Source organism: Amycolatopsis sp. A133, from assembly GCF_031082405.1.
GTDB lineage: Bacteria > Actinomycetota > Actinomycetes > Mycobacteriales > Pseudonocardiaceae > Amycolatopsis.
The window spans coordinates 166,050-183,088 of record NZ_JAVHJU010000020.1; the positions used below are offsets into that span (position 1 = coordinate 166,050).

The 17,039-nt window shown below is 73.2% G+C and carries 16 protein-coding genes and 2 pseudogenes; 13 read left to right on the forward strand and 5 right to left on the reverse strand.

Annotation, left to right across the window (positions count from 1 at the left end):
- The first annotated feature begins 119 nt into the window (after positions 1–119).
- Both Q5425_RS17265 and Q5425_RS17270 read left to right on the forward strand, forming a co-directional pair.
- The gene (locus tag Q5425_RS17265) at positions 120–3,071 is read left to right on the forward strand and encodes a LuxR C-terminal-related transcriptional regulator (protein ID WP_308673262.1); all 2,952 of its coding nucleotides are present in this window, start codon (positions 120–122) and stop codon (positions 3,069–3,071) included.
- Between the two features lie 261 nt (positions 3,072–3,332).
- A complete protein-coding gene (locus Q5425_RS17270) occupies positions 3,333–4,265 on the forward strand; it encodes an anti-sigma factor RsbA family regulatory protein (RefSeq protein WP_308673263.1) in 933 nt (310 codons plus the stop codon).
- A gap of 70 nt (positions 4,266–4,335) precedes the next feature.
- Here Q5425_RS17270 and Q5425_RS17275 read toward each other — a convergent pair whose 3' ends face one another.
- On the reverse strand, positions 4,336–4,872 hold the full coding sequence (locus Q5425_RS17275) for a phosphatase PAP2 family protein (protein WP_308673264.1): 537 nt from the start codon (positions 4,870–4,872) through the stop codon (positions 4,336–4,338).
- A 199-nt stretch (positions 4,873–5,071) separates the two neighbouring features.
- On the reverse strand, positions 5,072–5,497 hold the full coding sequence (locus tag Q5425_RS17280; RefSeq protein ID WP_308673265.1) for an STAS domain-containing protein: 426 nt from the start codon (positions 5,495–5,497) through the stop codon (positions 5,072–5,074).
- 617 nt (positions 5,498–6,114) lie between these two features.
- Here Q5425_RS17280 and Q5425_RS17285 point away from each other — a divergent pair.
- The 8 genes from Q5425_RS17285 (at position 6,115) to Q5425_RS17320 (ending at position 13,541) form a co-directional block, all read left to right on the forward strand.
- A complete protein-coding gene (locus Q5425_RS17285) occupies positions 6,115–6,345 on the forward strand; it encodes a hypothetical protein (protein WP_308673266.1) in 231 nt (76 codons plus the stop codon).
- 11 nt (positions 6,346–6,356) lie between these two features.
- Positions 6,357–7,898: a long-chain fatty acid--CoA ligase gene (locus Q5425_RS17290; protein WP_308673267.1), complete on the forward strand. Its 1,542-nt coding sequence runs from the start codon at positions 6,357–6,359 to the stop codon at positions 7,896–7,898.
- The gene (locus Q5425_RS17295) at positions 7,895–8,671 is read left to right on the forward strand and encodes a crotonase/enoyl-CoA hydratase family protein (RefSeq protein ID WP_308673268.1); all 777 of its coding nucleotides are present in this window, start codon (positions 7,895–7,897) and stop codon (positions 8,669–8,671) included. Before Q5425_RS17290 ends, Q5425_RS17295 begins: the two co-directional genes overlap by 4 nt.
- Entirely contained in the window at positions 8,668–10,590 is a 1,923-nt protein-coding gene (locus Q5425_RS17300; RefSeq protein ID WP_308673269.1) for an acetoacetate--CoA ligase, read from the forward strand. The genes Q5425_RS17295 and Q5425_RS17300 overlap by 4 nt, the downstream gene beginning before the upstream one ends.
- Positions 10,587–11,519 carry a 3-hydroxyacyl-CoA dehydrogenase NAD-binding domain-containing protein gene (locus tag Q5425_RS17305; RefSeq protein WP_308673270.1) on the forward strand — a complete coding sequence of 311 codons (933 nt, stop codon included), beginning with the start codon at positions 10,587–10,589 and terminating at the stop codon, positions 11,517–11,519. The genes Q5425_RS17300 and Q5425_RS17305 overlap by 4 nt, the downstream gene beginning before the upstream one ends.
- 13 nt (positions 11,520–11,532) lie before the next feature.
- Positions 11,533–12,399 carry a 4-hydroxyphenyl-beta-ketoacyl-CoA hydrolase gene (gene couO / locus Q5425_RS17310; protein ID WP_308673271.1) on the forward strand — a complete coding sequence of 289 codons (867 nt, stop codon included), beginning with the start codon at positions 11,533–11,535 and terminating at the stop codon, positions 12,397–12,399.
- Positions 12,400–12,473: 74 nt separating this feature from the next.
- Positions 12,474–12,698 carry a DUF2188 domain-containing protein gene (locus tag Q5425_RS17315; protein WP_308673272.1) on the forward strand — a complete coding sequence of 75 codons (225 nt, stop codon included), beginning with the start codon at positions 12,474–12,476 and terminating at the stop codon, positions 12,696–12,698.
- Between the two features lie 111 nt (positions 12,699–12,809).
- The gene (locus Q5425_RS17320; RefSeq protein WP_308673273.1) at positions 12,810–13,541 is read left to right on the forward strand and encodes a hypothetical protein; all 732 of its coding nucleotides are present in this window, start codon (positions 12,810–12,812) and stop codon (positions 13,539–13,541) included.
- Between the two features lie 79 nt (positions 13,542–13,620).
- Here Q5425_RS17320 and Q5425_RS17325 read toward each other — a convergent pair whose 3' ends face one another.
- Positions 13,621–14,358 carry an ATP-binding protein gene (locus Q5425_RS17325; protein WP_308673274.1) on the reverse strand — a complete coding sequence of 246 codons (738 nt, stop codon included), beginning with the start codon at positions 14,356–14,358 and terminating at the stop codon, positions 13,621–13,623.
- 124 nt (positions 14,359–14,482) lie between these two features.
- Here Q5425_RS17325 and Q5425_RS17330 point away from each other — a divergent pair.
- Both Q5425_RS17330 and Q5425_RS17335 read left to right on the forward strand, forming a co-directional pair.
- A pseudogene (locus Q5425_RS17330) lies at positions 14,483–15,283 on the forward strand (manganese catalase family protein); the annotation flags it as partial.
- Between the two features lie 78 nt (positions 15,284–15,361).
- A pseudogene (locus Q5425_RS17335) lies at positions 15,362–15,535 on the forward strand (DUF2188 domain-containing protein); the annotation flags it as partial.
- Positions 15,536–15,537: 2 nt separating this feature from the next.
- Here the strand turns inward: Q5425_RS17335 and Q5425_RS17340 are convergent.
- Positions 15,538–15,696, reverse strand: a complete 159-nt coding sequence (locus tag Q5425_RS17340; protein ID WP_308673275.1) for a hypothetical protein — start codon at positions 15,694–15,696, stop codon at positions 15,538–15,540.
- A gap of 149 nt (positions 15,697–15,845) precedes the next feature.
- On the opposite strand from Q5425_RS17340, the gene Q5425_RS17345 reads away from it, so the two are divergent.
- A complete protein-coding gene (locus Q5425_RS17345; RefSeq protein ID WP_308673276.1) occupies positions 15,846–16,292 on the forward strand; it encodes a DUF4383 domain-containing protein in 447 nt (148 codons plus the stop codon).
- 24 nt (positions 16,293–16,316) lie between these two features.
- Here Q5425_RS17345 and Q5425_RS17350 read toward each other — a convergent pair whose 3' ends face one another.
- Complete coding sequence (locus Q5425_RS17350) at positions 16,317–16,961, reverse strand: hypothetical protein (protein WP_308673277.1); 645 nt, start codon at positions 16,959–16,961, stop codon at positions 16,317–16,319.
- Positions 16,962–17,039: the final 78 nt, after the last annotated feature.

A 17,039-nucleotide genomic window follows, 5' to 3' on the forward strand; every position in this document is an offset into this window, starting at 1 on the left:
TTGTGGTGGTGATCTTCGGGGCGGCCCGGGTGCCGGGGCATCCGTGGCGACCACGGAATGCGCCACGGAATCCACCACGGAGTTCCGGTACGGAGACGGCGACCGGGCATAATCGGGCCATGCCGACCGCGCCGACGATCTCGCCGCGCGAGCGCGAAGTCCTGCTGGCCGTCGCGGACCGGTTGACCAACGCGGAGATCGCCGAGCGGCTCTACGTGTCGGTGCGGACCGTCGAGAGCCACGTGTCCACGCTCCTGCGGAAGCTGGCCGCCCGCGACCGCCGCGAACTGGCCGCGCGGGCGCCGGGGCTCGCCGGCCCGCCGGCCGGGCTCGTGGTGGGGGCGCCGCGGCCGCCGACCAGCTTCGTCGGCCGGGCGGCCGAGCGCGACGCCGTGGTGCGGCTGGTGGCCGGGAGCCGGGTGACGACCGTGCTCGGCCCGGGCGGGATGGGCAAGACGCGGCTGGCCGTGGCCGCGACCGAAGCGGCGTCGCCCCTGTTCCCGGACGGCACCACCTTCGTCAACCTGCTCCCCAGCCGGCCCGGTTCGGTGCTCGAGTCGGTCGCGGCCGGGCTCGGCGTCCGCCCCCGCCCGCAGCAGCCGCTGTCGGACGCCGTCACCGCGCAGCTGGCCGGCCGGGCGCTGCTGGTGCTGGACAACTGCGAGCACGTGGCCGACGACGTCGCCGACGTGATCACCGCGCTGACGGCGGCGAGCCCGCGGCTGAGCGTGCTGACGACCAGCCGCGAACGGCTCGGCGTGCCCGGCGAAACGGTGCTGCACCTCGGCCCGCTGCCGGCCGCCGCCGACTTGTTCACCGAGCGGGCGAAGGCGGTCGACCCGGCGTTCGACGCGGACCCCGCGAAGGTCGCCGCGCTCTGCCGCGCACTGGGCGGCTCACCGCTGAACATCGAGCTCGCCGCCGCGCGGGTGGCCTCGCTGGGCATCGACGCGCTGCACACGGGACTGGCCGACGACCCGCTGCGCGTGCTGTCCGCCGGCCGCGGCCAGGACCGGCACCGGTCGCTGCGCTCGGTGCTCGAGTGGAGCCACCGCCTGCTGAGCGCCGAGGAACGCACGCTTCTGGCCCGGATTTCCCGGTTCCGCAACGGCTTCGCCCTCGGCGACGTGGCGGCGCTGTCCCCGGACCTGTCGGTCGGCGCGGTGTCCGACCTGCTCGGACGGCTGGTGGACAAATCCCTCGTCACGGCCCACCGTGAGGCCGGCACCTGGACGCTCTTCGACGGGGTCGCCCGCTTCGCCCGCGAACGGCTGGACGGCTCGCCGGAGGCGGCCGAGGTCACCGCCCGGTACCGGCGGTGGGCGGCCCACCGCGCTCGGGAGCTGACCACCCGCCTCGGCGGCGACTGGCGCGACGAGTTCGACCGCATCGCCGACGACCTGCGCACCTGCGTCACCGAGGGCGGCACGGCTTGCGGCGAGCACCGCCACGACCAACACGGCCGCCTCGCCGACACGCGCGCCACCGCGGACCACGATCACCCGCATGCCTCCGTCGCCGGCACCCCGGACCACCCCCACCCGCATGCCCCCGTTGCCGACACCCCGGACCACCCCCACCCGCACGCCCCCGTCGCCGACACCCGCGCCATCGCGGACCATTCCCGCCCGCGCGCCCCCGCCGCCCACACCCACGCCACCTCGGACCACCACCCGCATGCCTCCGTCGCGGACACCCGCGCCGCCCCGAACCACCCCCATCCGCATGCCCCCGCCGCCGGCACCCGCGCCACCGCGGAGCTCGACCACGACCTGGCCGCGAACCTGGCGCGGCTGGCCTACGCGCGCGGTTTCCTGGCGGAGGCGGTGACCCACTGGCGCACGGCCGCGGACCGGGCGCCGTCCGCCGCGGTCGCCGCCGGTGATCTCGCCCGTGCGGGCAGCGGCACGCATCTGCTCACCCACGCCCGCGACCACTTCGACCTGCTGCTCGTCGCGGCCGGGCGCGCGGCCGGCGACCCCGCCACGCGGGCGGTCTGCCTGGCCGGCGCCGTCGTACTGGCCGAACGGTTCCGCGGCGCCGGCTTCGTCACCGATCCCGTGCCGGAGCCCGAACTGGACCGGCTGCTCGCCGAGGCCACCGAAGCGGCCACCCGGGCACCGGCAGCCGCGGCGAGCGTCGCCGTCGCCCGCGCCTGGCGGTCCGGACCGGGCCCGCAGTCGGTCGACGCCGAGGCCGCCGGGCGAGCCGTCGCGGCGGCGTCCGGCGATCCGCTGCTGCTCAGCGCCGCGCTGGACGCCCAGTGCACGGCGCAGGCACTCGCCGGCCGTCCGGACCGGGCGTACCGCACCACCCAGGAGCGCCTCGCCCTCGTCACGACGCTCGACCGCACCGACCCGCACGCGGCGGTCGAGGTGCTGGACGCGTTCCGGGCCGCGATCACCTACGCCGTCGCCACCGGCGAGCTGTCCGGCGCGCTGGCCCTGAGCAGGCGCGCGGCCGGCGACCCGGCGCTCGCCGGCCACCCGTACTGGGGCACGAGCGGCCTGGTCACCGCCCTCGCGCTGACCGGCCGGTTCGCCGAAGCCCGCACGGCCGCCGACGAGCTGTGGCACACGACGGCCGAAACCGGGCCGCCGCGCAACGCCACCCTCGGCGTACCGCTGCTCGCGGCCGCGCTGGCGGCGGGCCTGTCCGGCGACGAGCCGTCGATGGCCGAATGGCGGACCCGCGCGGCCGCGGTCGCGGGCGTGGCGACGCCGGCCGAGTCGGCCAACCTGGCGCCGCTGGACGCGTTCGTCCGGGCCCGGGTGGCCCTGCACACCGGCACCGGCCTGGCCGGACTGCTCCCCGAAGTCGGCACCGCCTTCACCCCCGGCCGCTTCGACGGCTACGCGGCGGGCCTGGCCGCGGAACTGGCCGTGGCGCTCAACGCCCCGGACATTTCCCACCACATCGCCCGCGCGGAGCGGCACGCAGCACACAACCGCTGGACGGCGGCGGCCCTGACGCGCGCCCACGCCCGCCGCCAAGGCGACGCCGGCCTGCTGAAGGACGCCGCAAAGCAGTTCACGGAACTCGGCGCGGCCTTCGAAGCGGAAGCGACGTGACCGGCCACCGGCTGCGGGATCTCCTGGCTTCCCTGGCTTCCCTCGGCGAACTCCGGGCGACGTGCACGGCCGGGACCGGCGCCTCGTCGAGGTGGCAGCTGAACGGATCTCCGACGAGCCGACCCCCGGTCGAAACGAAGGCCGCCACTGCAGCGCCGGTCCGGTTCGATCCGGTCTGACCACCTCACGTGACGAGGGGTAGCCCGATGCGGGGAGGGGTTCGCGCATACTGGTGACGTCCCCGGCGGAAGGAGAAGCGGTTTGAGTGCCACCGCCGAGGCGGGTGCGGGCACCTTCGTGCACCCCGCGTTGTTCTACCGCGGTGCCGCCGAGTACCTGGCGGGCACCGTGCCGTTCGTGTGGGGCGGCCTCGCCGCGGACGAGCCGGTGGCGGTCGCGGTGCCCGGGGACAACCTCGCCCTGCTGCGACGCGAACTCGGCGCGGACGCCACGCGGGTCCGGCTGCTGGACATGACCGAGGCCGGGCGCAACCCCGGCCGGATCATCCCCGGCGTGCTGCGTGCCTTCGCCGACAGCCACCCCGGCCGGCCGGTGCGGATCATCGGCGAGCCGATCTGGGCGGCGCGGTCGGCCGTCGAGTACCCGGCGTGCGCCCAGCACGAAGCTCTCATCAACCTCGCCTTCACCGGCCGGGACGCGACGATCCTCTGCCCCTACGACGTCGAGTCGCTCGCCCCGGACGTCCTCACCGACGCCGAGGCCACGCACCCGGTCCTGATCGACGGCACCGGACGGCGCGCCAGCACCGGCTACGACCCCACCGGGCTGATCGCCCGGTACAACGAGCCCCTGCCCGTGCCGGAAGGGGCGTTCGAGCTGGCGGACACCACGGACCTCGCGGCGGCCAGGGCACTGACCCACGTCCGCGCGACCGCCTGCGGGCTGGGCGCCGATCAGGTCGCCGACGTCGCGGTGGTCGTCACCGAACTGCTGACCAACAGCGTCGAACACGGCAGCGGGTCCGGCACCGTCCGGTTCTGGGGCGGCGACGGCGAGTTCGTCTGCGAGATCCACGACCGCGGCCGGCTCACCGATCCCCTCGCCGGCCGCCACCCCGCGACGCCCTACCAGCCCCGCGGCCGGGGGCTGCTGCTCGTCAACCACCTGGCCGACCTGGTCCGCCTGCACACCGGCGACGACGGCACGACCGTCCGGGCCTACTTCCACGCCTGAACCGCCGGTCCCCCGGCACTACCACCGCACTACCGCCCGCGCCTGAACCGGCCACCCCAGCGCTACCGCACTACCGCCCGCGCTCACTCCCGCGCCTGAACCGCCGGTGCACGACGCCACCCGCGACCGCCCCCAGCGCCACACCGCCGTACACGTCGGTCGGCCAGTGCGCCCGCGTCCGGAGCCGGCTGTAACAAACCGCGGCCGCCAGCGGCGCGAGTGCGGCTCCCACGGCGGGCGCGTCGAGCGCGACCGCGACCGTGAACGCGGCCGCCGTCGTCGCGTGCGTCGACGGGAAAGCCGAGGACTTCGGTTTCTCCAGCAGCGCGCGGTGGGCCGGCAGACTGTCCGCCGGTGGCCGCCGGCGCCGGACCACGGCCTTCATGCCGTGGCCGAACGCCATTCCGGCCGCGGCGGCCACCAGCCCGCGGCCCGCGGCCCGGCGCCGGCGGCCCGGCCGCCACGCCAGCACTCCCGCCACGACCACCCACAGCAGGCCGCCTTGGGCCAGTGCGCTGAGCGTCGTGACCGGCCACGCCGGCCGGGTGACCGGAAGGTCGTTTTCGTCCGGTCCGTCTCCCTCACGAAACGGTGCTTCACTCGGCATGAGGACCAATTTCCCCGCCTGCCACCGGTTCAACCACCCGTTTGTCCACCGTGGAGCATCCACAGTGACGGACGGGCTCTTCAACCCGATGGCGCGGGAGCTGGTGGAGGTGCAGTACCAGCTTCGGCGGCATCGAGCCCACCCCGGCCGACGACGCACGGCGGGAAACGATCGGCGGCCTGCGGGCGCCCACCCCCGCCTAACTCTGGCTCGGGATCTCCGTGGCCCGTTCCCAGCCGGACGGCAGGCGGCTGACGTTGAGCGCGTGGTCGAGGCCGCTGGCCGAAAGGGCCCGGCGCACCACCCGGTTGTCCCCGGTGACGACGCGCAGGGTCGCGTTCTCGCGGACCACGCGGGCCTGGATGCCGCCGAGGGCGGCGAGCCCGGCTCCGTCGAGGAAGTCGACGCCGGACAGGTCGAGCACGAGGACCGGGAACCGGCGGTGCGCCCACGTGCTCAACGCCGAACGCACCTGGGGCGCGCTGTCGGCGTCGAGGGCGCCGCGGATCCGGACCATGACCGCGCCGAAGTACGGCCGGATCACCTGGATGTCGAACGCACTGCGCTGTTCGCGCGCCGACGGCGCTTGGGGAATCGCCGTCGCTGGGGGCTGGACGACCAACATTTTCCACGCCTCATTCGCAGATGACGTGCCGACCGGGTCTCGCCAACCCGCTCGTCCGCCGCAAGTCGGGGGAGGGATGGTGCTGCTGAACTGCACTTCGCAGCGTAGTCCTTGATCCGAACGGCGCAACCCCGCCAACGGCCGAACCCCGCACCGCCGCACGCGACCCGCACGCGCGCCGTTCAAACCCCCCATCCGGGTGAACCAGCACCGTGACCGGCGCCTGGAAACCCCTTCGGCCACGTGATCAGGCGAACCGCGGCCACCCGGCGCCACGGCCCCTTGACAGGAGCGCACGGCCCGCTCATCATCAGCTATCTCAGGGTTCCTGATATACACTCGCTCAGTGAGGAGCACGCCGATGACCGCAGTGGACGAGCGGCCGGGCCTGCGGCCTCGCCCGGACGTCGCGCCGGGATGGCTGTTCATCGGCGGCCGCTGGACGGAGACCGCGCAGCGCTTCGACGCCGTGGACCCGGCCGACCCTCGCCCGCGCGACGACCGCCGACGTGGACGCGGCCAGGCAGCCTGCAGGCCTGACGCTCGTGAGTGTTAAGGCGGGTTAGAACCCGCTTTACCACTCACGACAGGCGACCGCCCCCCGTCAGGAGATTCCCATGCCCACCACCACCGCGGCCGTCGTGGAATCCGCCGCGGTCACGCGCGTCGCCGGCCCGACCATGGGCGACGCGGAGACCCAGACGCTCGTGCCGGCGCTGGCCGGACTCGTCGCCTCCGGGCGGTTCCCGCCCGAAAAGCTGGTCACCCACCACGAGTTCGGGCAGATTCAGCAGGCAGTGGACGACGTGCTCGCGGGCAAGACGAGCAAACCGGTGCTCCGCCTGTGAAGGAGGCAGCAGTGAACTTCCCCGACTTCGGTCTGGGCAGCTGGCCCGCGCGGCGGGCGCGGATCAACCCCGGCCGGACCGCGCTCGTGCAGCGGAACCGGAGCCTGACCTACGCCGGGCTCGCCGAGCGGGTCGAACGGCTCGCCGGTGCGCTCACCCGGCTCGGCGTCCGCGCGGGTGACCGCGTGGCCTACCTCGGCGTCAACGACATCACCGTGTTCGAGACGCTGTTCGCCACCGCGCGGTGCGGCGCGATCTTCGTGCCGCTCAACTACCGGCTCTCCCCCGTCGAGATCCGGTACATGCTCGGCGACAGCGGCGCCTCGGTCCTGGTGCACAGCGCGGACACCGGTGACCTCGTGGCGGCGGCCGGTGCGCTGCCGGACGGCGTCGTCGTCGCGACGGACCCAGCTGGGGACGAACGGGACTTCGAGGCGGAGCTCGCCGAGGCCGGGCCGCCGCCGGACACCGCGGTGCGGCTGGAAGATCCGTGCCTGCTGCTCTACACCTCCGGCACCACCGGACGGCCGAAGGCGGCGGTCCTCACCCACGGCAACCTCACCTGGAACACCGTCAACCAGCTGGCGCACCTCGACGTCCTGGGCACCGACAAGGCGTTGTGCATCGCGCCGCTGTTCCACTGCGTCGGGCTGGGCCAGATCACGCTGCCGACGCTGTTCAAGGGCGGCAGCGTGGAACCGGTGGCGAAGTTCGATCCGGGCACCATCCTCGCCCGGATCGGCGAAGCCGGGATCACGAGCTTCTCCGCGGTCCCCACGATGCTCGAGATGATGTGCCGCCACGAGGACTGGGACCGCACCGACCTGAGCTCGCTGACCTGCGTGCTCTACGGCGGGTCACCGGTGGCCGAGCGCGTCGCCCGCACGTGGCTGGACCGCGGTGTGAAACTCCTCCAGGGCTACGGCATGACCGAAGCCGCTCCCGGCGTGTCGATGGCCACCCACGAGGGCACGCTCGACCACCCGGTCGCCGCCGGCGTGCCGCACTTCTTCACCGACGTCGCGGCCCTCGGCCCCGATCTCACTCCCCGAGCATTGAACGGGACACCGGCCGAGCTGCTGGTGCGCGGCCCGCACGTCTTCGGCGGCTACTGGAACCGGCCCGCGGAGTCGGCGGCGAGCTTCGTCGAGGGTGACTGGTTCCGCACCGGCGACGTCGTCCGCGTCGACGACGACGGCTGGGCCCACGTCGTCGACCGGGTCAAGGACCTGATCATCTCCGGCGGGGAAAACGTCTACCCGGCCGAGATCGAAGCGGTCGCCCTCCGGCTCGACGCCGTCGAGGCCTGCGCCGTCGTCGGGGTGCCCGACGAGCGCTGGGGCGAAGCCGGTGCGGCCTTCGTCGTGGTCCGGCCCGAGGCCGAACTGGACGAACCGCAGTTCCGCGCCCACCTCGAGCGGCACCTGGCGCGCTACAAGGTGCCGAGACACGTGCAGTTCACCGACGCCTTGCCGCGCAACGCCACCGGCAAGATCCGCCGCGTCGAACTGCGCACCCTCGCCGCCGAAACCTTCACGAACGGACCCGCATGACCACCCCACTCCTGCCCCCTTCGCTGCGCCTGGAGCTGCGGGACGACATCGCCGTGCTGTGGCTGGCCCGTCCCGAAAAGCGCAACGCCCTCGACGACGCCACCGTGCTCGGCCTCGAGACGTTCTTCGGCGCGCCGCCGCCGGGGGTCAAGGCCGTCGTGCTCGACGCCGTCGGCGACCACTTCTCCGCCGGGCTCGACCTTTCCGAGCTCACCGAGCGGGACGCGTTCGAGGGCCTGGAGCACTCGATGATGTGGCACCGCGCCTTCGAACGGCTCGAACGCGGGCGCGTCCCGGTGATCGCCGTGCTCAAGGGCGCGGTCGTCGGCGGCGGCCTGGAACTGGCGGCCGCCGCGCACATCCGCGTCGCGGAGCCCTCGGCGTTCTACGCGCTGCCGGAGGGGCAGCGCGGGCTGTTCGTCGGCGGCGGCGCGTCGGTGCGGGTGCCGCGGCTGATCGGCGCGCACCGGATGGCCGACATGATGCTCACCGGCCGCGTGCTGGACGCCGACGAGGGCCACGCCGTCGGGTTGTCGCACTACCGCGTCGAAAACGGCCTGGAGCACGCGCTCGGGCTGGCCCGCAAGATCGCGGGCAACTCGCCGATCACGAACTTCGCCGTCCTCCAGGCCCTGCCCCGCATCGCCGAAGCCAACCCGGCCGAGGGTTACCTGATGGAGGCGCTGATGGCCGCGATCGCCGGCGGCAGCGCCGAGGCGAAGGAACGCATGCAGGCGTTCCTCGACAAGCGCGCCGGGAAGGTCGGCCGATGATCCTGCGCCCGGTCGCGCCCGACGTCCGCGAAACCACCGAGATCGGGCGGTACCTGCGGTGGCTGGAAGCCCGCGGGCACTCGTTCGACGGTTATCCCGGCCTGCACCGCTGGTCGGTGACCGACCTCGACGGCTTCTGGTCCTCGATCAAGGACTTCTTCGGTGTCCGCTTCCCCACCCCGGCCACCGCGGTCGTGCCCGACCGGACCATGCCCGGCACCGAGTGGTTCCCCGGCGCCACCCTCAACTACGCCGAGCACGCCCTCGGCCACGGGCCCGACGACGAGGCCGCGGTCATCGCCTACTCCCAGACGCGGGAGCGCACCGAACTCACCTGGGGGCAGCTGCGCGACCAGGTCGCGCGCGCTCGCGCCGGGCTGGCCCGCCTCGGCGTCGGGCGCGGCGACCGCGTCGTGGCGTACCTGCCGAACATCCCCGAAACCGTCGTCGCCTACCTCGCGGTCGCGAGCCTGGGCGCGATCTGGGCCTCCTGCGCCCCCGAGTTCGGCGCCCGCTCGGTGGTGGACCGGTTCGGCCAGGTCGAGCCGCGGGTGCTGCTGACGGTGTCCGGCTACCGCTACGGCGCCAAGGACGTCGACCGCCGCGCCGAGGTCGCGGAGATCCGCGCGGGCCTGCCGACCGCCGAACACGTCGTGCACGTCCCCTACGGCGGCCACGACCTGCCCGGCACGCTCTCCTGGGCCGACCTGCTCACCGAAAGTGCACCCGGGTTCGAGCCCGTCGGCTTCGCGCACCCGCTGTGCGTGCTGTTCTCCTCCGGCACCACGGGCAAGCCGAAGGCGATCGTGCACGGCCACGGCGGAATCCTGCTGGAGCACCTCAAGAACCACGGCCTCAGCTGGGACCTGCGCCCGGGCGACCGGATGCTGTGGTTCTCCACCACCGCCTGGATGATGTGGAACGCGTTGGTGTCGGGGCTGCTGACCGGCGCGTCGATCGTGCTGGTCGACGGCAACCCGCTGCACCCGGACCTCGCCTGGCAGTGGCGGTTGGCCGCGGAGACGCGCGCGACGCTGATGGGCGCGAGCCCGGGATTCCTGATGGCGTGCCGGAAAGCGGGCCTCGACCCGGCCGCCGAGTACGACCTGTCCGCGCTGCGGCAGCTGGGCGCGGCCGGCAGCCCGCTGCCCGCCGAGGGCTTCCGCTGGGTGCACGAGCGGTTCCCGGACGTCCTGCTCAACGTCGGCAGCGGCGGCACCGACGTGTGCAGCGGCATCGTCCAGGGCAGCCCGCTGCAGCCGGTCGTGGCGGGTGAGATCTCCGGTCCCTGCCTCGGCGTCGACGCCCGGGCGTTCGACGAGCGCGGCGCCGGGGTCGTCGGGGAGCTCGGCGAGCTCGTGATCACCGCCCCGATGCCGTCGATGCCGGTGGGATTCTGGGGCGACGGCTCGGGCGAGCGCTACCGCGAGACGTACTTCTCGACCTACCCCGGGGTTTGGCGGCACGGCGACTGGATCCGGTTCTCCCCGGAGGGCAGCTGCGTCATCGCCGGCCGCTCGGACGCCACCCTCAACCGCGGCGGCGTCCGGCTGGGCACCGCCGAGTTCTACGCCGTCGTGGAGGAGCTCCCGGAAATCGAGGACTCCCTCGTCGTGCACCTCGAAGACCCCGCGGGAGGCAACGGCGACCTCCGGCTGTTCGTGGCGCTGCGGTCCGGCGCCGAACTCGACGACGCGCTGCGCCACCGGATCGCGTCGGCGTTGCGGACCGCGCTCTCGCCGCGGCACGTGCCGGACGCGATCACCGCCGTGCCGTCGATCCCCCGCAACCGCACCGGGAAAAAACTGGAGCTGCCGGTGAAGAAACTCCTGCGCGGCGCCCCCGTCGGCGAGGTCGTCGGCCGGGATGTGCTGGCCGATCCCACGTCCCTCGACGCCTTTCTCCCGGAGCGCGCATGACCACCGTCGCGATCGTCGGGACCGGCGTGATCGGGGCCGGCTGGGCCGCGCACTTCCTCGCCCGGGGCTACGACGTCATCGCCACCGACCCGGCGCCCGGCGCCGAGGACCGCCTCCGCGCCGACGTCGCCGCACACTGGCCGACCCTGATCCGGCTCGGCCTCGCCGAAGACGCTTCGCAGGATCGGCTGAGCTTCGCCACGGACGCCGGCGCGGCCGTCTCGGAGGCGGATTTTGTGCAGGAGAACGGTCCCGAACGCGAAGACGTCAAGCACGCGCTGTTCGGCGTGCTGGACGAGGCCGCGCGGCCGGACGTGATCCTGGCGAGCAGCTCGTCCGGGCTGCTGCCGAGCGTCATCGCGCGCGGCTGCCCGAGGCACCCCGAGCGCGTGGTCGTCGGGCACCCCTTCAACCCGCCGCACGTGATCCCGCTCGTGGAGGTCGTCCCGGGCGCCGCCACCGCGCCCGAGGTCGTCGACCGCGCGGTGGAGTTCTACCTGGCGGCCGGGAAGCGGCCGATCCGGCTGACGCGGGAGGTACCCGGCCACGTCGCGAACCGGCTGCAGGCCGCGCTGTGGCAGGAGGCGTACTCCCTCGTCGAGCGCGGCGTCGCGACGGTCGCCGACATCGACGCCGCCATCGCGCACGGGCCCGGCCTGCGCTGGGCCGTGCTCGGCCCGTTCGTCAACCAGCACCTCTCCGGCGGCGCGGGCGGGCTCGCGCACGTCCTGCGCCACCTCGGCCCGCCCACCGAACAGTGGTGGCGCGACCTCGGCCGCGTCCACCTGACACCGGAACTCGCCGAAACGCTCGTCGCCGGTGTCGACGCCGAACTGGACGGCACCGACCACGACCGGCTCGTCGCCGCCCGCGACGCCGTCCTCGACCACCTGCTGGCCGCCAAGGCCGCGCAGCCCGACCTGCCCTGACCTGGAGCACCTCGTGGACCTTTCCTCCCTGACCGCCATCGACGTCCACACCCACGTCGAGCAAGACGGCCACGGCTGTTTCGCCCTCGACCAGGAACTGCTGGACGCGTCCGAGAAGTACTTCCGCGCCGGGCAGGACCGCACGCCGACGGTGACCGCGATCGCCGAGCACTACCGGGCCCGCAACATGGCCGCGGTCGTCTTCACCGTCGAGGCGCCGGCCGCGACCGGGCACCCGGCGTTGTCGAGCGAGGAGATCGCCGACGCGGCCGCGGAGCACGCGGACGTGCTCATCCCGTTCGGCTCGGTCGACCCGCACGCCGGCAAGGCGGCCGTGCTGCGCGCGCGGCGGCTGGCCGGCGAGCACGGGGTGCGCGGGTTCAAGTTCCACCCGAGCCTGCAGGCGTTCGAGCCCAACGACGTCCGGTACTACCCGCTCTACGAGGCGATCGCCGAGCTGGGCGTGCCCGCCCTGTTCCACACGGGCCAGACCGGTATCGGTGCCGGCCTGCCGGGCGGGCACGGGATCAAGCTGCGGTACTCGAACCCGATGCTGCTCGACGACGTCGCCGCCGACTTCCCGGACCTGACGATCATCCTGGCGCACCCGTCGGTGCCGTGGCAGGACGAAGCGATCTCGGTCGCGACGCACAAGGCGAACGTGTACATCGACCTCTCGGGCTGGTCGCCGAAGTACTTCCCGCCGCAGCTGGTCCGCGCGGCCAACACGCTGCTGAAGCACAAGGTGCTGTTCGGCTCCGACTTCCCGGTGATCACCCCGGACCGCTGGCTCGCCGACTTCGCCGCGCTCGACATCAAGGACGAAGTGCGGCCGCTGATCCTCAAGGACAACGCCATCGGAGTACTCGGGCTGGCTTGAACGCCGGATAACGTTTGTCCGCTACGTCCCCGGGCATCCGCAGCCTTCCAGCACTCACGATGGGAGGCGGCGTCGTGGCGGAAGGTGATGTGCACACCTACTACGAAGACGGACTGTGGAAGAACCGCGTCGAAGGCGGCCGCCGGGCGTCCAACACTTCCCCCCGGCGCGTCGACGCCGTCTTGGCCGGGCGGCAGATCGCGCGGAAGCGCCGCGTCGGGCATTTTGTCCACACGCCGGAAGGCGAAGTCGAAACCGAACGTGATTTCCGCCCCCGCCCCCGCCGCCCCGTGGACTGACCGCGGCCGATGACGTCCGTCACGGCGGACCGGCAGGTGTAACGGATCACCCGTTCGGACGATAGCCCGTTCGTGTCCGGGGACGCCCCGGCCTTCACGAACGGACTACCCATGCCTCGCCTCCGCCTGGCCGCGCTCCTCGCCGCCGGTTCCCTCGCCCTCGCCGGCTGCTCCGGTACCGCGGGCACCGCGGCCCCGGCCGCCGCCACGTCCGCCGCCCCCGCGGCCCCGTCCGCGACGGCGGCCCCGGCGCTCGACGCCGGCAAGGTGGGGGCCGCCATCACCGCCGCCGCCAAGCAGGCCACGGCCGTGCACGTCAAGGGCACCATGGCCCAGGAGGGCAGCACGATCAACCTGGACCTGCAGCTCAACCCGGACAGCGCGAGCGGCACGGTGGTGAAGGACGGCCTCGAGATCCCGGTGCTGCGGATCGGCGACAAGTACTACTTCAAGTTCACCGACTCGCTGGTGAAGCAGGCCGGTGTCCCGGCCGCGGCGGCGAAGCAGATCACCGGCAAGTGGGTTTCCTCGACGGCCAAGATCGGCGAGGGCATCGCGGCGGCCTTCAAGGTGTTCCTCGACTACAAGTCGTTCACCGAGGGCACCCTCGGCGAGCTGGAGAAGTCGAGCTTCACCGCGGGCCAGCCCACCACGCTGGCCGGCACGCCGGCGCTGACCTTCACCAGCCCGGACGGCACGGCCACGGTGGCCGCGACCGAGCCGCACTACCTGCTGCGCATGCAGGACCCGAAGAGCGGCGCCATGGAGTTCGGCGACTGGAACAAGCCGACGACCGTCTCGGAGCCCCCGGCCGCGGAAATCTACTCCGGCCCGGGTTCCTGACCGGCTCTGCCGTTGCGCTGGAAGGCCACCGTCCGGGCATCCGTTGCCCGGCGGTGGCCTTGGGTTTCACTGCGGCGGTTCAAGAACGGGCCAGCAGGGCCCACACGGTCTTCCCACCTGCCCTCGACCGGCTGCTCCCCCATGTCTTCGCCACCTTCGTGATCATCCGCAAACCCAGCCCCGCCGCGGCCGGATCGAGGTCCTCACGCAACACCGCCGGCCGGGCGCTCTCGTCGGAGACCTCCACCGCGAGCGTCCCGCGGCGCAGCTCGAGGCGCAGCCGGGGCGCGGAATCCGTGTGGCGCAGCGTGTTTTCGACGAGCTCGGTCGCGACCAGCTCCGCGTCCTCCGCCAGCTCGGGCACCATCCACTCCGCGCAGACCCCGCGGACGAACCCGCGGGCGCGCGCCGACGTGCGCGACGACCGGTCGAGCAGCCGGCCCACCCGCCGTCGTGCCGGGCGGGTCAGGGCGGCCTCCGCCGTGCCGGTGTCCGGGAACACCGGTACGCAGCGGTCCACCGCGGCCGCCGCGAGCACCGCTCGTTGTTCCGGCCGGCCCGTGACGAGCGCGAACGGGAGCGCCGGCCAGTCACCGACGCGCAGGGCGACGAGGGCGAACACCCTGGTCAGCTTCCGGTCACGCAGTTCGAGGCGCTCGATGTCGATCAGCACCCCGTCCGCGGAGTCCGCCGCGAACTCGAGCAGCCGGTCACGCAGCTGGGCGTAGGTCGTCCGGTCGAGCACGCCGACGACCGAAGCCCTCGCCGGCGCGCCGGGCCGGGACACCAGCCAGACGGATTTGTGCCGGGCGAGCACCGGCGACCACCTCCTCTACGACGACCACCCGTTCGGATATCCCGTACCGAACCCGTCAAACACGGCGATTTCCCGGTTGATACGGCCGTACGGGGGAACCCCCCGGACTCGGAAGGGAGACCACGTGTTCCGTCACACGAAGCTGCTGCAGTTCGAAGCCAAGCCCGAAAAGCCCGACCCCGTCTACGCCCACAAACTCCAGGAACTCATCGGCGGCGCCTTCGGCGAAATGTCCGTCACCATGCAGTACCTGTTCCAAGGCTGGAACTGCCGCATCGAAGGCAAGTACAAAGACCTCCTCATGGACACCGCCACCGAAGAAATCGGCCACGTCGAAATGCTCGCCACCATGGTCGCCCGCCTCCTCGAAGGCGCCCCCGCCACCATGACCGCCGAAGCCGTCAAAGACCCCGTCATGGCCGCCACCCTCGGCGGCATGGACGTCCAGCAAGCCATCGTCGCCGGCGGCGGCGCCCTCCCAGCCGACAGCAACGGCTACCCCTGGAACGGCCGCTACATCGTCGCCTCCGGCAACCTCCTCGCCGACTTCCGCGCCAACGTCGCCGCCGAAGCCCAAGGCCGCCTCCAAACCGCCCGCCTCTACAACATGACCGACGACCCCGGCGTCAAAGCCATGCTCCAGTTCAACCTCGCCCGCGACACCGTCCACCAAAAGCAGTGGCTCGCCGCCATCGAAGAGCTCAAGGCCGACGGCCTCGAAGACGAGATCGTCCCCAACGCCCTGCTCGACGAAGAAGACCAAACCCACAACCACACCATCTGGCACCTCTCCGACGGCCCCGACGGCGCCAAAGGCACCAGCTGGACCACCGACGCCGGCATCGAATACCTCATGGACCCCCAACCCCTCGGCGGCCCCGGCACCGCACCGAAGCCCGACCCCGCCCTCTACGGCACCTACGCGGCGCAACCGGCGGAAACCGGCGGCGAGCCCACGCTCGAACCGGCCGACGGCGACGTCGAGACGTTCTACGACGGCTCGGTCTGGAAGAACAAGGTCGTCGGGAACTCGCGCGCGTCCGGCAGCGCCGAGACGAAGTCCGACGCCGTCGCGGAGGGCCGCAAGCTGGCGATCAAGCGCGGCACGGCCCATTTCATCCACACGAAGGACGGCCGGATCGGCGAACGCCGGAGCTACCCGCGCGGCCGCTCCTGACCTCATTCCGGCGGCATGCCCCCGCGGTCGGCGCCCTCTTCGTCGCTCTCGCCCGCGCGGGGCGACTGGTCGCGGAACGTCGGCTCGGTGTGCTCCCCGCCGATGTCGGCGTCTTCTTCCATGCTCGCGGCGGTCACCGGGTCGATTTCGGGAGTGCTCATCGCTTCCTCCGATCGGGCGAAACCCGGGCATACCCGGCGGCACGAGCGGGCAAACGCGTTTGCGCGCCGCGCCGCCGGGCATGCCGCCCGGCGGGTCCCCCGGCCGAGGGATCCACCATCCGAAATCGGAGGAAGCGACCATGTCATCAATGGAGACCGAGGTCCGGCGCACCCCCCGCCAGCTTCTCGCCGCGATCGTGGGAGTGGTTTTCCTGCTGGTCGGCCTGCTGGGCTTCATCCCCGGCGTGACGACCCACTACGACATGCTCACCTTTGCCGGTCACCATTCCGGCGCGCTGCTCTTGGGCGTCTTCGCCGTTTCGATCCTGCACAACATCGTCCACCTCGCGTTCGGCGTCGCCGGGCTCGCGATGGCGAGGACCGCGAGCGGTGCGCGGGCGTTCCTCATCGGGGGCGGGGTGGTCTACCTCGTCCTGTGGCTCTACGGCCTCGTGATCGACCACGGCAGTGCGGCCAACTTCGTCCCGGTCAACACCGCCGACAACTGGCTGCACCTCGGCCTGGGTGTCGTGATGATCGCGCTCGGGCTGATCCCGCTCGGCGCCACGCGCAGCCCCGTCGCCGACTCGCGGTGACCGGGCGCCGGGCGGGGCGGCCGTTCAGGACGGCCGCCCGGCCCGGCTCCCCGCGTAGGCCCGCTCCCGCACCCGCACCAGCCAGTCCGGGGCGAACTCCAGCCCGTCGGGGTGGTTCAGCATGGGGTCGAACGACGGCGCGTCCCCGCCGGGTCCGGTGAGCGTCAGCACCGCGCTGTCGCACCAGCGCCCGTCTTGGCGGCCGGTCCGGAGCACGAACTCCCACTTCTCCGCCGCCCTCGCCGCGTCGAGCGACGCTTCGACGCGCGGCGACGAAGCCCCGGCCCACGCCCCCAGCCAGACGAGCCGGTCGGCCCGCCGGTACGGCACGAGGCTGCTGTAGGCGCCCCGGGTCCAGGCGCCCGCCGGCCGGGGCAGCATCCGGCCGAAGTGACCGCTGCCGGCCGTCGTCAGCAGGATGTCCCACGGTCCGCCGTTGCGGCCCGCACCGGGGATCCGCACGGCCAGCCCGAGCGCGTCCGGCAGCCGCCCCCGTGTCCCGGCGCCCTTGGACAGCCGCGCGACGACGGGCGACGGCCCGGACGGCCACGGCAGGTCGTCCGCGATCGCCCGGAGTTCGCCGCGCAGCACCACGCCCACCGGGTGGAACGCCGGGGCCCGGCGCAGCGCCGCCAGCCCGCGGAAGCCCGTCGAGACGAGGCCGGTCATGTGTACTTCCCTCCGGGCCGGGGTAATCGGATCACCCTCCCGATACCCGCGCGGAGCACGGAGAAACCCGCACCGAAC

Excerpts from the sequence above, each read along its gene's own strand:
- Q5425_RS17350 (WP_308673277.1), bottom strand. The coding sequence starts at position 16,961 with ATGACCGGCCTCGTCTCGACGGGCTTCCGCGGGCTGGCGGCGCTGCGC.
- Q5425_RS17280 (WP_308673265.1), bottom strand. The coding sequence starts at position 5,497 with ATGTTGGTCGTCCAGCCCCCAGCGACGGCGATTCCCCAAGCGCCGTCG.
- Q5425_RS17300 (WP_308673269.1), top strand. The coding sequence starts at position 8,668 with ATGATCCTGCGCCCGGTCGCGCCCGACGTCCGCGAAACCACCGAGATC.
- Q5425_RS17340 (WP_308673275.1), bottom strand. The coding sequence starts at position 15,696 with ATGAGCACTCCCGAAATCGACCCGGTGACCGCCGCGAGCATGGAAGAA.
- Q5425_RS17305 (WP_308673270.1), top strand. The coding sequence starts at position 10,587 with ATGACCACCGTCGCGATCGTCGGGACCGGCGTGATCGGGGCCGGCTGG.
- Q5425_RS17285 (WP_308673266.1), top strand. The coding sequence starts at position 6,115 with ATGCCCACCACCACCGCGGCCGTCGTGGAATCCGCCGCGGTCACGCGC.
- Q5425_RS17295 (WP_308673268.1), top strand. The coding sequence starts at position 7,895 with ATGACCACCCCACTCCTGCCCCCTTCGCTGCGCCTGGAGCTGCGGGAC.
- Q5425_RS17265 (WP_308673262.1), top strand. The coding sequence starts at position 120 with ATGCCGACCGCGCCGACGATCTCGCCGCGCGAGCGCGAAGTCCTGCTG.
- Q5425_RS17320 (WP_308673273.1), top strand. The coding sequence starts at position 12,810 with ATGCCTCGCCTCCGCCTGGCCGCGCTCCTCGCCGCCGGTTCCCTCGCC.
- Q5425_RS17345 (WP_308673276.1), top strand. The coding sequence starts at position 15,846 with ATGGAGACCGAGGTCCGGCGCACCCCCCGCCAGCTTCTCGCCGCGATC.
- Q5425_RS17275 (WP_308673264.1), bottom strand. The coding sequence starts at position 4,872 with ATGCCGAGTGAAGCACCGTTTCGTGAGGGAGACGGACCGGACGAAAAC.